The sequence below is a fragment of the Frigoribacterium sp. PvP032 genome, from assembly GCF_017833035.1.
Taxonomy (GTDB): Bacteria; Actinomycetota; Actinomycetes; order Actinomycetales; family Microbacteriaceae; genus Frigoribacterium.
In genome coordinates this window covers 2,022,927-2,035,297 of sequence record NZ_JAFIBM010000001.1, presented here as the reverse complement: position 1 = coordinate 2,035,297, position 12,371 = coordinate 2,022,927, and the positions used below count along the sequence as shown (strand labels likewise).

Annotated in this window: 13 protein-coding genes and 1 tRNA gene; 3 read left to right on the top strand and 11 right to left on the bottom strand. The window is 70.7% G+C overall.

Annotation, left to right across the window (positions count from 1 at the left end; all coding sequences use genetic code 11):
• Window positions 1–36: 36 nt before the first annotated feature.
• The 8 genes from JOE35_RS09355 to polA all read right to left on the bottom strand — a co-directional run bounded on the left by JOE35_RS09355 (window position 37) and on the right by polA (window position 8,124).
• Window positions 37–306, bottom strand: coding sequence for an HPr family phosphocarrier protein (locus JOE35_RS09355; RefSeq protein WP_146900808.1), 270 nt, complete (start codon window positions 304–306; stop codon window positions 37–39).
• A gap of 58 nt (window positions 307–364) precedes the next feature.
• Window positions 365–1,432: a zinc-dependent dehydrogenase gene (locus tag JOE35_RS09350; RefSeq protein ID WP_209560856.1), complete on the bottom strand. Its 1,068-nt coding sequence runs from the start codon at window positions 1,430–1,432 to the stop codon at window positions 365–367.
• A 19-nt stretch (window positions 1,433–1,451) separates the two neighbouring features.
• Window positions 1,452–1,916, bottom strand: coding sequence for a PTS sugar transporter subunit IIA (locus JOE35_RS09345; protein WP_209560855.1), 465 nt, complete (start codon window positions 1,914–1,916; stop codon window positions 1,452–1,454).
• Between the two features lie 2 nt (window positions 1,917–1,918).
• On the bottom strand, window positions 1,919–2,227 hold the full coding sequence (locus JOE35_RS09340; RefSeq protein ID WP_146900799.1) for a PTS lactose transporter subunit IIB: 309 nt from the start codon (window positions 2,225–2,227) through the stop codon (window positions 1,919–1,921).
• 57 nt (window positions 2,228–2,284) lie between these two features.
• Window positions 2,285–3,451: a PTS mannitol transporter subunit IICB gene (locus tag JOE35_RS09335; protein ID WP_146900796.1), complete on the bottom strand. Its 1,167-nt coding sequence runs from the start codon at window positions 3,449–3,451 to the stop codon at window positions 2,285–2,287.
• Between the two features lie 22 nt (window positions 3,452–3,473).
• Window positions 3,474–4,496, bottom strand: a complete 1,023-nt coding sequence (pfkB, locus tag JOE35_RS09330; RefSeq protein ID WP_209560854.1) for a 1-phosphofructokinase — start codon at window positions 4,494–4,496, stop codon at window positions 3,474–3,476.
• On the bottom strand, window positions 4,493–5,254 hold the full coding sequence (locus JOE35_RS09325) for a DeoR/GlpR family DNA-binding transcription regulator (RefSeq protein ID WP_209561970.1): 762 nt from the start codon (window positions 5,252–5,254) through the stop codon (window positions 4,493–4,495). The genes pfkB and JOE35_RS09325 overlap by 4 nt, the downstream gene beginning before the upstream one ends.
• Before the next feature lie 197 nt (window positions 5,255–5,451).
• Window positions 5,452–8,124, bottom strand: a complete 2,673-nt coding sequence (gene polA / locus JOE35_RS09320) for a DNA polymerase I (protein ID WP_209560853.1) — start codon at window positions 8,122–8,124, stop codon at window positions 5,452–5,454.
• 185 nt (window positions 8,125–8,309) lie between these two features.
• On the opposite strand from polA, the gene JOE35_RS09315 reads away from it, so the two are divergent.
• Window positions 8,310–8,660: a PaaI family thioesterase gene (locus JOE35_RS09315; RefSeq protein ID WP_245186538.1), complete on the top strand. Its 351-nt coding sequence runs from the start codon at window positions 8,310–8,312 to the stop codon at window positions 8,658–8,660.
• A gap of 84 nt (window positions 8,661–8,744) precedes the next feature.
• Here the strand turns inward: JOE35_RS09315 and JOE35_RS09310 are convergent, their stop codons facing one another.
• On the bottom strand, window positions 8,745–9,350 hold the full coding sequence (locus tag JOE35_RS09310; RefSeq protein ID WP_146900783.1) for an ANTAR domain-containing response regulator: 606 nt from the start codon (window positions 9,348–9,350) through the stop codon (window positions 8,745–8,747).
• Window positions 9,351–9,389: 39 nt separating this feature from the next.
• On the opposite strand from JOE35_RS09310, the gene JOE35_RS09305 reads away from it, so the two are divergent.
• A tRNA-Leu gene (locus JOE35_RS09305) sits at window positions 9,390–9,472 on the top strand.
• Window positions 9,473–9,791: 319 nt separating this feature from the next.
• Window positions 9,792–9,995: a cold-shock protein gene (locus JOE35_RS09300; RefSeq protein ID WP_055797427.1), complete on the top strand. Its 204-nt coding sequence runs from the start codon at window positions 9,792–9,794 to the stop codon at window positions 9,993–9,995.
• 108 nt (window positions 9,996–10,103) lie between these two features.
• Here the strand turns inward: JOE35_RS09300 and JOE35_RS09295 are convergent, their stop codons facing one another.
• Both JOE35_RS09295 and pyk read right to left on the bottom strand, forming a co-directional pair.
• Window positions 10,104–10,721, bottom strand: a complete 618-nt coding sequence (locus tag JOE35_RS09295) for a hypothetical protein (protein ID WP_209560851.1) — start codon at window positions 10,719–10,721, stop codon at window positions 10,104–10,106.
• Window positions 10,722–10,920: 199 nt separating this feature from the next.
• Entirely contained in the window at window positions 10,921–12,369 is a 1,449-nt protein-coding gene (gene pyk, locus JOE35_RS09290) for a pyruvate kinase (RefSeq protein WP_209560850.1), read from the bottom strand.
• Window positions 12,370–12,371 lie beyond the last annotated feature (2 nt).

Sequence of the window (12,371 nt, the reverse complement as noted above, 5' to 3'; positions counted from 1 at the left end):
CTCGGTCGACGCGACGCCCCGCGGGACGGACAGGTGCTACTCGGCGTCGAGGTCCGTCTCGAGCAGCGTGGCCAGCTCGTCGAGGGCCGCGTCGGCGTTGTCGCCGTCGGTGGCGAGGACGACCTCGTCGCCGTGGCCGATGCCGAGCGAGAGCACGCCGAGGATGCTGGCGGCGTTGACGGTCTTGCCGGCGGGCGACGTCAGCGTGACCTTGGCGCCGCTCTTGCCGGCGGCCTGGCTGAACAGCGAGGCGGGACGGGCGTGCAGGCCGACGCTCGAGGCGATGGTGACGGTGCGTTCTGGCATTTCTTCTCCTTGGTCGAGACCGGTCTGGTCGGGGTGCGGGCCGGGGCCCGTGGTGGTGTCAGTCGTGGGGGTGGGGCTCGATCGTGACCTTGATGGCCTCGCCGCTGGCGATGGCCTCGAGGGCGTCGTGCAGGCGGTCGAGCGGGAAGCGGTGGGTGATGAGATCGCCCACCACGACCTCGCCCGAGGCGATGAGCCGCAGCGCCTCGCGGTTGTGAGCGGGGCTCGACCCGTTCACGCCCACGATCGTCAGCTCACGGTAGTGGACGAGGTTGGAGTCGATGCTGATCTGCGAGTCGTCGCGGGCGAGGCCGCCGAAGAGGCTGAGGCGGCCGCCGGGCGCCAGGAGTGCGAGAGCCTGCTCCTGGGCAGGGCGCGAGGCCGCGGCCGTGATGACGACGTCGACCCCCAGCCCGCCGGAGGCGGCGCGCACCTGGTCGAGGACGTCCTGCCGACCGTCCGCTCCCGCCTCCACCGCGACGGCGAGGTCAGGGCGGACGAGGGCCGCGGCCCGCGCGAGGCGGTCCGCGTTGGCATCGATGAGGATCACCTGTCGCGCTCCCCTGGCGCGGGCCAGGCGCACGTGCATGCAGCCGATCGGACCCGAGCCGATGACGAGGACGCTGTCTCCCTCGCCGACCCTCGCGAGCTCCTGGCCGTTCAGGACGCAGGCCAGCGGCTCGACGAGCGACGCCTCCTCGGAGGACACGTGGTCGGGGACCCTGTTGACGCCGTCGACCGCGAGCACTGCGGCCGGGACGACCATGAACTCGGCGAAGCCGCCGGCGTACTGGTAGCCGATGCTCGTCTGGCGGGGGCACACGCTCGGCCGGCCGGCCCGGCAGACGTCGCAGGTGCCGCACGGCACTGCCGCGATGACCTGGACGCGATCGCCGACGGACCAGCCGTCGACGTCGTCGCCGACCTCCACGACCGTGCCGGCGACCTCGTGCCCCATCACCTGCGGGCCGGTCATGTGGGGGTGGCCCGACCGGAGGATCTTGAGGTCGGTGCCGCAGGCGGAGCAGTTGTCGACCCGGAGGAGGAGCTCACCGCGAGAGACCCCGGGCGTCGCCACGTCGTCGAGACGCACGTCGCCCGGGGCCCACCACTTCGCTGCTCTCACGAGGAGACCGAGCCGCCCGTCACTCGTCGTCGTCGGTCGACGCGAGCAGCTCGTAGACCTCCGACGTCGTCGTGGCGCCGCGGAGCGCCGCGGCGGAGTCGGGGTCCATCAGGATGCTGGCGAGCTGGCTCAGGATGGCGATGTGTCCGTTGCCCGCGGCGGCGATGCCGACGGCGACCGAGACCTCGTTGCCGTCCCAGTCGACCGGGGTCGGGAAGCGGAGCACGACCAGCGCGTCCTTCTTCACCGAGTCCTTGCCGGCGAGCGTGCCGTGCGGGATGGCGACGCCCTCGCCGACGTAGGTCGACACCGAGTTCTCGCGCTCGAACATGGCGTCGACGTAGGTCTCGTCGATCGCCCCGGCCTCGATCAGCGCCTGGCCCGCGGCGCGGATGGCCTCGTCGCGGCTCGCGGCCTTCTCGTCGAGACGGATCGACGACTCCGCGAGGAGCGACGTCAGCTCGGGTGCCTGCTGGTCCGCCATCGTCAGACCTCGACCGTCGTGCCGTCCTGGATGGCCTTGACCACCTTGGCGACCGAGGGGTCGCCCATGAACAGCTGGAACGGGACGACGGGGATGTTCGGCACGACGCCGCGCGCACGCTCGGCGAGGTTGTTCTGCGTCACGACGACGTCGGCGTCGGCCGGGATGTCGGCGACGGGCGAGTGCTCGACGGTGACGCCGCTCTTCTTGAGCTGCTTCTTCAGGGTCGAGGCCAGCATGACGCTGCTGCCCATGCCCGCGTCGCACGCGACGATGAGCTTCTTGATGGAGGAACCGTCGAGGGTTGCCATGTCAGTCTCCTTGTTTCTCAGGGTGGGGGGTCGGCCGGAGCCGACCCCCCGAGTCAATCAGTTGGACGCTGAGGGCGCGGCCGTGCCCTTGCTGGTCGCCTTGTTGGCGGCCGTGGCGGCCTGGGCGTCGGCGAGTGCCTGTGCCTGGGCTGCGTCGTCCTCGGCGGCGGCCTCGCGCTTCTCCTTGCGGCCGAAGCCCATGAGGAACGAGCAGACCACGAACGAGACGGCGGCGGACAGCAGGATGCCGACCAGGATCACCGGGAAGTCGCCGGGAGCGGCGACGAGGGCGTAGGCGATGATGCTGCCGGGCGAGGGGCTGGCGACCAGGCCGACCCCCGTCAGGAGGAAGAAGCCGACACCGGTCGCGCCGCCGAGGACGGCGCCGATCAGCAGGATGGGCTTCATCAGCACGTACGGGAAGTAGATCTCGTGGATGCCGCCGAAGAACTGCACGATGATCGCGGCGGGCGCCGACGGACGGATGGCACGCGGTCCGAAGAAGAGGAACGCGAGCAGGATGCCGAGGCCGGGGCCGGGGTTCGACTCGAGCATGAACAGGATGGACTTGCCGGACTCGGCGGCCTGGTCGATGCCGAGGGGCGTGAGCACGCCCTGGTTGATGGCGTTGTTGAGGAACAGGATCTTCGCCGGCTCGATCAGCAGGGACGCCAGCGGCAGCAGGCCGCGCTCCACGAGGAAGTCGACCCCGTTGCCGAGGACGGTGGTCAGGCCCGAGGTGAGCGGTGCGATGCCGAAGTAGGCGCCGATCGCCATGGCCCCGCCGAAGATGCCGAGCGAGAAGTTGTTGACGAGCATCTCGAAGCCGGACTTGATGCGGCCGTCGAGCGCGCGGTCGAACTGCTTGAGCAGCAGGGCGGCCAGCGGGCCGACGATCATCGCGCCGAGGAACTGCGGCTTGTCGGTCGCCACGATGACGCCCATCACGGCGATCGAGGCGATGACGGCGCCGCGCTGCCCGTGGACCATCCGGCCACCGGTGTAGGCGATCAGGATCGGGAGCAGGTACAGGATGATCGGGTCGACGAGCGACGCGACGGTCTCGTTGGGCGTCCAGCCCGTCGGGATGAAGAGGGCCGTGATGAGGCCCCAGGCGATGAACGCGCCGATGTTCGGCATGACCATGCCGGCGAGGAAGCCGCCGAAGCGCTGGACGCGCGCGCGGACTCCCGTTCCGGTGACCGTGGGGGTGAATTCGGACATGAGGGGCGGTACTCCTTCGTACTCAGTGGTGAGTCTCGGTGAGGGTGGTGGGCAGGGACGTGGTGCGTCGGGTGGGGATCGAGGAGGCGGCGGCCGCGTCCCCGACGAGCGGGCTCGTCAGGTCGGGCTGCGCCAGGAGCGACGCCTCGGAGGCGTCGAGGTCGGAGGGGGCAGGGACGGTGGTGCCGGGCAGCCTCGTGGCTGCGGCACCCCAGGTCAGGGCGGCGAGGAGGGCGTCGCGGGGGGCGCCTCCTGCGGTCTCGGTCGCGAGGTAGCCGGCGAGGAAGCTGTCGCCCGCGCCGACCGTGCTGCGCGGGACGGCGACGTGCGACGTGCCGACGACGACGCCGCCGGGCCCGACGAGGACGGCGCCCTCGGCCCCGAGGCTCACGAGCACGGTGCCGACCCCGGAGGCACGGACGGCCTCGGCGGCCGCCACGACGTCGCCGAGGGTGTCGAGCGAGCGGCCTGCCAGCTCGGCGAGCTCGCCGAGGTTCGGCTTCAGCAGGTCGGGACGCGCCTCGACGGCCGCGGAGAGCGCGTCGCCGCTGGTGTCGACGGCGAGCTTCGCCCCGGTGCGGCGGACGTCGTCGACGAAGCGGGCGAACGTCGCCGTGCTGATCTCGGGCGGCAGGCTGCCGGACACGACGATCCAGGTGGCGTCCTCGGCCGTGGCCCGGACGACCGCGGTGATCGCGGTGAGGTCGTCGTGGCTCAGCGCGAGACCGGGCTCGTTCAGCTTGGTCACCGTGCCGCCGGGCTCGGCGACGGTCAGGTTCGACCGGGTGCGACCCGAGACGGGCACGTACCGCGCGCTGACGCCGGCCGCGTCGAGGAGGGCGCTCAGCTCGGCGCCCTCGCGGCCGCCGACCGGGAGCACGGCCACGCTGTGGACGCCGTGGGCGGTCAGGGCCCTGGCCACGTTGACGCCCTTGCCGGCAGGCTCGAGGAGCGGCGCGCCGGTGCGCACGACGTCGCCGCGGTCGAGGCGGCCGACCTCGACGGTGCGGTCGAGGCTCGGGTTGAGGGTGACGGTGACGATCACACGATCACCACCCGGGGGCCGGAGCGCTCGACGTCGTCGGCGAGGTCGGCGTCGACGCCGGAGTCGGTGATGACCGTGTCGACCTCGGAGAGCGGGGCCACGCGGGCGAAGTCCTCACGGCCGAACTTGGAGTGGTCGGTGAGGATGACCGTGCGGCGCGAGGCCGCCATCAGGGCCTTCTTGACCCGCGCCTCCGCGAGGTCGGGCGTGGTGAGGCCCCGCTCGGCGGACAGGCCGTTCGTGCCCATGAAGGCGACGTCGGCGAAGACCTCGGCGATCTGGGTGCGGGTCCACTCCCCCACGGCCGCGAGCGTCCGGCCGCGGACGACGCCGCCCAGGAGGTGGAGGGTCACGTTGGGCCGGGCGACCAGCACGTTCGCGACCGGCAGCGAGTGCGTCACGACGGTGAGCTCACGGTCGGTGGGCAGCAGCTCGGCGAACCGGACCGTGGTGGTGCCCGCGTCGACGATGATCGAACCGCCGTCGGGCAGCTCGTCGAGGGCGGCGCGGGCGATGCGCTCCTTCTCGCCGGCGGCCGAGCCCTCGCGGTCGGCGACGTGCGGCTCGATGCCGAGGCGCTCGACGGCGATGGCGCCGCCGTGGACCCGACGGAGGACGCCTCGGCGCTCGAGGGCGGTGAGGTCGCGACGGACGGTCTCCGGCGTCACGGACAGCTCTCGGGCCAGGCCGGCGACCTCGACGCGGCCGCGCGTGCGCGCCGAGTCCAGGATCTGCTGGTGGCGCTCGGGAGCGTACATGCGCGGAGACTCCGTCGTCAGTCGTGCGGCTCGCGGGGCGGTGAGGCCGAGCGGGGAGAGCGGGGTGGACAGCTGGGGCAGGAAGAACAGGAACAGATGTTGTTCCGGGTTTATATAAGTCCGTTCGGGCCTGCTGGTCAAGTCCGACGCGCGTGTCGCCCCCGCTTGTGCCCGTTTCGGGGGCGGCGGCCATCGCTCTAGTGCGCTGCGGCGTCCCAGCTGGCACCGAGGCCGACGCTGACGTCGAGCGGCACCCGGAGGTCGGCAGCTCCGCTCATGCGGCGGCTGACGATGTCGCGGACGTCGTCGACCTCGCCCGGCGCGACCTCGACGATCATCTCGTCGTGCACCTGCAGCAGCACCCGGCTGGCCATCTCCCGCTCGTCTAGCTCGCTGCGGACGCCGAGCATCGCCCTCTTCATGATGTCGGCGGCCGACCCCTGGATCGGTGCGTTCAGCGCGGCGCGCTCGGCGTTCTCGCGGAGGACGCGGTTGGGCGACTTGAGATCGGCGAAGGGGCGCCGGCGGCCGAAGATCGTCTCGGTGTAGCCGTCTTCGCGGGCCTTCTCGACGACGTTGCGCAGGTACTCCCTGACCGCGCCGAAGCGCGCGAAGTAGTCGGTCATCAGCTGCTTCGCCTCGGAGCTCTCGATCCGCAGCTGCTTCGACAGGCCGAAGGCGCTCAGGCCGTAGGCGAGGCCGTACGACATCGCCTTGACCTTGGTCCGCATCGCGGGGCTGACGTCGGCCGGCTCGACCCCGAAGATGCGGGCGCCGACGAAGCGGTGCAGGTCTTCTCCCGCGTTGAAGGCCTCGATCAGCCCGGCGTCGCCGGAGAGGTGAGCCATGATGCGCATCTCGATCTGCGAGTAGTCGGCCGTCAGGAGGGTCTCGTACTCCGGCCCGTGCACGAACGCGGCCCGGATCTCACGGCCCACCGCGGCCTTGACCGGGATGTTCTGGAGGTTCGGGTCGACGGACGAGATGCGGCCGGTGGTGGTGCCCGTCTGGTCGTAGGTCGTGTGGATGCGACCGTCGTCGGCGATCGACTTGTCGAGCGTGTCGATGATCTGACGCAGCTTCGTCGCGTCGCGGTGCTGCAGCAGCAGACCGAGGAACGGGTGCGGGTGCTTCTCCTGGAGGTCGGCGAGGGAGGCCGCGTCGGTCGAGAAGCCCGTCTTCGTCGCGCGCGTCTTGGGCATCTCGAGCTGGTCGAACAGGACCTCCTGCAGCTGCTTCGGCGAGCCGAGGTTGACCTCGCGCCCGATCTCGGCGAACGCATCCGTCGCGAGACCCGCCGCCGTCTCGCCGAGGCGCGTGGAGAGCTCGGCCAGGACGGGGTGGTCCGCCGCGACGCCCGTGAGCTCCATGTCGCCGAGCACGGGGACGAGGGGCAGTTCAAGGTCGACGAGCACACGACGGGAGCCCTCGTCGAGGGACTCGTGGAACGACTCGGCGAGCCGCAGCGTGTACCAGGCCTCTGTCGCGACGCTGACCTGCTCGTCGGCCGGCACGAGCTGGTTCGGGTCGGCCACCGGCAGGGTCTCGCCGAGCTGCTCGTAGACGAGGTCGGTGAGGGCGAAGGAGGTGCGGCCCGGCCTGAGCAGCCACGCTGCGACCCGCGTGTCGCCCGCGATGCCGGTGAGCGCGAGACCCGCCTTGGACAGCGCCTTGTAGGCGCGCTTGGCGTCGTGCAGCACCTTGGGCGAGTCGGCGTCGAGCCAGGCCTCGAGGGCCACGTAGTCGCCGCGGCCCGTGGCCCACGGCACGTACGCGGACTCGTCGTGGGACGAGATGCCGAGGCCCACGACGCCCTCGGCGCCGTACTCGACGCTGAGCCCCACCGGCGACGCCGGGTCGGACGCGTGCTTCCTCAGCCAGAAGGCGAGCTCTTCGTCGATGAGCGTGCGGACGACGGGCAGGCCGGCCGGGGCGGCCACGACGGCGCCCTCGCCGGCGGCGTCGGGCGCGGCGCCGCCCGCGTCGGCGAGGGTGAGCACCCGCTCGAGGAGCGTGCGGAACTGGAGCTTGTCGAAGAGCTCGCGCACGGCCTCGGCGTCGACTGCTCGCCGCTCGAGGTCGCCGGGCGCCACGGGCAGCTCGACGTCGGTCACGAGGCGGTTGAGCCGCCGGTTGCGGATCGCCCGCTCTTTCTGCTCGCGCAGGTTGCCGCCGACGACGCCCTTGATCTCGTCGGCGTGGGCGATGACCTCGTCGAGGCTGCCGAACTGGTTGATCCACTTGACGGCCGTCTTCTCGCCGACCTTGTCGATGCCGATCAGGTTGTCGCTCGTCTCGCCGACGAGCGCCGCGATCTCGGGGTACTGGTGGGGCTCGATGCCGTAGCGCTCGAACACCTTGTCGCGGTCGTAGCGGGTCAGCTCGCTCACGCCGCGTGCCGACGGGTAGAGCAGCGTCACATCGTCGTTGACCATCTGGATGGCGTCGCGGTCACCGGAGACGATCAGGACCCGGTAGCCGTCGTCCCGACCGCGCACGGCGAGGGTCGCGAGGATGTCGTCGGCCTCGAAATCCTCTTTGGTGATGGTCGTGATGCCCATGGCGTGCAGCGCCTCTTGGAGGAGCGGGATCTGCCCCACGAACTCGACGGGGGTCTCGGAGCGCGTGCCCTTGTACTCGGGGTACTCGCGCGTGCGGAACGAGAACCGCGAGATGTCGAACGCGACGGCGAGGTGGGTCGGCTTCTCGTTCTTGAGGAGGCTGAGCAGCATCGAGATGAACCCGTGGATGGCGTTGGTGTGCTGCCCCTCCCGGTTCACGAAACTGTCGACGGGCAGGGCGTAGAACGCCCGGAACGCGAGGGAATGGCCGTCGATGACCAGGAGGGTAGGCTTCGTTTCGTCCGACACCCCGTCAGCCTAGCGGGCGCCCCCGACAGCGGATCCGGAGCACCATGACCGACGCGACCACCTCCTCCTCGACCCCTGCTGCGTCGACCAACGACGCCGAGCGGACCGTGCGTCCCGACGCGGCGCTCAGCGACGACGCGATCGAGCTATTCGGCCGCCGCGGCGTCGGTGCCCTCGCCGAGAAGATGGGCATCGAGATCCTCGAGATGAGCGCGGAGCGCGCCGTCGGCCGGATGCCCGTCGAGGGCAACACCCAGCCGGTCGGCATCCTGCACGGCGGGGCGCACGTCGTCCTCGCCGAGACCCTCGGCTCCGTGGCGGCGAACGTCCACGCCGGGGCGGGACGCCTCGCGATGGGGATCGAGCTGAACGCCAGCCACAGCCGGTCGGCCACGACCGGGTGGGTCACCGGGACGTGCACCGCGGTGCACCTCGGCCGGACCCTCTCGACGCACCAGGTCGTCATGACCGACGACCAGGGCCGGCTGCTGTCGACCGTGCGCATCACGAACTACCTGACGGACGCCCGCACCTGAGACCAGGGCACGGCGCCCGCAGCTGACCGAGACGCGAGAGGCCCGCCCCAACCGGGGACGGGCCTCTTCGTGCGCGCGGACTGGCTACTTCTTGACGCTCAGCTGCTCGATGATCGCCTGGGCGACGTCGTGCATGGTGAGCCGGCGGTCCATCGACGCCTTCTGGATCCAGCGGAACGCCTCGGGCTCGGTGAGGCCCATCTTCTCGTTGAGCAGGCCCTTGGCCCGGTCGACCAGCTTGCGGGTCTCGAAGCGCTCGACGAGGTCGGCGACCTCGGCCTCGAGGGTGATGATCTGCGTGTAGCGCGAGAGGGCGATCTCGATCGCGGGCAGCAGGTCGTTCGGGGTGAAGGGCTTGACCACGTAGGCCAGGGCGCCGGCCTCGCTGGCGCGCTCGACCAGTTCTTTCTGGCTGAACGCGGTCAGCAGGACCACGGGCGCGATGTGGTTCTTGCTCAGCGTCTCGGCCGCGGAGATGCCGTCGAGCTTCGGCATCTTGACGTCCATGATGACGAGGTCGGGGCGGAGCTCGGTCGCGAGGGCGACGGCGGTCTCGCCGTCTCCGGCCTCGCCCACCACCTCGAATCCGTTGTCGCGGAGGATCTCGACGATGTCGAGACGGATGAGGGACTCATCCTCTGCGACGACGACGCGACGGGGTGCTGCTGGTGTTGCTTCCTGGTCACTCACGAAGCAGAGCCTACGGTATTCTCGCCTCGATCGTCGTGAGCCGGATTGGCGGAATGGCAGACGCGGGGCACTCAAAATGCTCTGTCCGAGAGGGCGTGTGGGTTCGAGTCCCACATCCGGCACGGTCGACGACTCCTCTCCCTCCGCGTGCCTCCGCGCGGCGTCCGCGTGCCGCGGCAGTGCCCCCGCAGCGTCGCGGACCCGGCGTGAGATCGAGATGATCTCGACTTCGTGTGTCGAAACAGTTGACCCGGGCCGCTCGTGCACTACGCTGGTGTGACTGGTTGTTGTGTTACGCATTTGTATCTCGCGACGTGCCAGGTCGGTGTTCCTCGGAATCCCGGCCAGGGGGCGTCGTTCTCAGAGGGAGCGGACAAAAAGGCACCGCGACTGGCGATCTCGAAATCGAGATCGACAACTCTGATTGAAGGAACAAGAAAAATGGCAACAGGTACCGTTAAGTGGTTCAACTCCGAAAAGGGCTTCGGCTTCATCACCCCCGACGACGGATCCACTGACGTCTTCGCGCACTTCTCCGCGATCGCCGGCGACGGCTACCGCAACCTGGAGGAGAACCAGAAGGTCGAGTTCGACACGGCTCAGGGCAACAAGGGCCTCCAGGCCGAGAACATCCGCGTCATCTGACTCGGCGGCGTCCTCGAGACGCCGATGGTGACGATCTGATCGTCCCCGACACTGAAGCCCCGATCCGCCCCGGCGGATCGGGGCTTCTTCGTGCGCCCGGCAACTCCGTCAGAGCGGCAGCGGCAGCGGCAGGCCCAGGAGGCGCGCCACGGGCTCGTAGTCGGCCGCGGCCTCCCGGTACTCCGCCTCGGTCTCGGCTCTCTCGTCATCGGGTCCGTCTCCGAGCCGTAGCCCGCGAGCCTCCCTCGCGGCACGGGCGAGCCGCCAGCGCTCGGCGCGCAGCGACCACAGGGCGAGCTCGTCACCGTCGGCGTCGTCCGGGGCGGCGTTCGCGACGTCCCACGGCACGCGGACGGCCGGCAGGTCACGATCCGACTCGACGGGCTGCGTCTGGACCGGGGTCGGTTCACTGAAGTCGGCGAAGAGGCGCTTGGTGCCGATGGCGAGGACGGCACCGACGACCGCGCCCGAGACGACGAACGCCGCCAGGTCGACGAGCCCCTCTACATGCCAGACGGCGCCCGCCACTGTGCCCATGAAGAACCCGCCCGTGACTCCCCCGGTGAGCGTCCAGGCGTCGACGAGGGCGGGGCGGTCGTCGCCGACGCGTCCGGTGCCTGCTCGGCTGCGCCTGGTGGTGTCGACGTCGTGGCCGGTGCCGCTCGGCACCACCCACAGGGCGCCTCCGACGACGAAGCAGCGGGGATGCGAAGGGCCGACGGACATGGCGGGAGGCTACGCCCGCAGTCTGTGGGTGCACGGGTGGTCTGCGGCGGGACCGTGCACACCCGCCGGAGCCGCGCGCACCGCGCGGCGCGAGCGAGGGTGCGCGCGGCTCCGGCGGGTCTCGGCAGGTACGGGCCCGCGGACGACGACGGCCGGACCGCCTCCGTGGAGGCGGCCCGGCCGTCGTCGGGTGAGCGCGCTAGTTCTTGCTGGCGTAGGCCGGCGCGGCCTCGCCGTGCGCGTCGCCCACGCGGTGCACGCGGAGGTCGTTCGTCGACCCGGCGATCCCGGGAGGGGAACCGGCGATGACGATGACCTTCTCGCCCGAGAGCGCCAGCGCGTTGCCGAGGAGGATGTCGTCGACCTGCTCGAACATGGCGTCCGTGTGCGTGACGTTCTCGACGAGGAAGGACTGCACGCCCCAGCTGAGCGCCATGCGACGACGGGTCGCCTCGTTGGGAGTGAAGGCCAGGATCGGGATCGAGTGACGGAGGCGCGACATGCGACGCACGGAGTCGCCCGACTCGGTGAAGACGCAGAGGTACCGAGCCTGGACGAACTCGGCCACGTCGGCCGCCGCGAGGGTGATCGCGCCGCCCTGGGTGCGGGGCTTCGTGCCTAGCGGCGGGATGCGCTCGAGACCGTGCTCCTCGGTCGAGGCGACGATGCGGGCCATGGTCTGCACCGTGACGACGGGGTACTCCCCCACGCTGGTCTCGCCGCTGAGCATGACCGCGTCGGCACCGTCGAGCACGGCGTTCGCCACGTCGGACGTCTCGGCGCGCGTCGGGATCGGGCTGGAGATCATCGACTCGAGCATCTGCGTCGCGACGATGACCGGCTTCGCCATGCGGCGGGACAGCTCGACGGCGTGCTTCTGCACGATCGGCACGGCCTCGAGCGGCAGCTCGACGCCCAGGTCGCCACGGGCGACCATGATGCCGTCGAACGCGTCGATGATGGCCTCGAGGTTGTCGACGGCCTGCGGCTTCTCGATCTTGGCGATGACGGGCAGACGACGCCCCTCCTCTGCCATGATCTCGTGCACGCGGGTGACGTCGTCGGCGTCGCGGACGAACGAGAGCGCGATGAAGTCGGCGCCCAGTGCCAGGCCCCAGCGGAGGTCCGCTTCGTCTTTCTCGGACAGGGCAGGGACGCTCACGGCGACGCCGGGCAGGTTGATGCCCTTGTTGTTCGAGACTGTGCCCGCCACGACGACCTCGGTCGTCACGGTCGTGCCGTCGGTCTCGAGCACGCGCAGCTTCACGCGGCCGTCGTCGATCAGCAGCGGGTCGCCCACGGCGACGTCGCCGGGCAGGCCCTTGAAGGTCGTGCCGCAGATCTCCTTCGTGCCGAGGATCTCGTCGGTCGTGATCTTGAACACGTCGCCGACAGCCAGGTCGTGCGGGCCGTCGGAGAACTTGCCGAGGCGGATCTTCGGGCCCTGCAGGTCGACGAGCACGGCCACGGGACGCTCGGCGTCCGCAGCGGCCTTGCGCACGTTGGCGTAGACGGACTCGTGCACGTCGTAGCTGCCGTGGCTGAGGTTCATCCTGGCCACGTCGACGCCGGCGTCGATGATGGCCCGGATGTCGTCGTAGCTCGACGTCGCCGGCCCGAGGGTGGCGACGATCTTTGCGCGTCTCATGT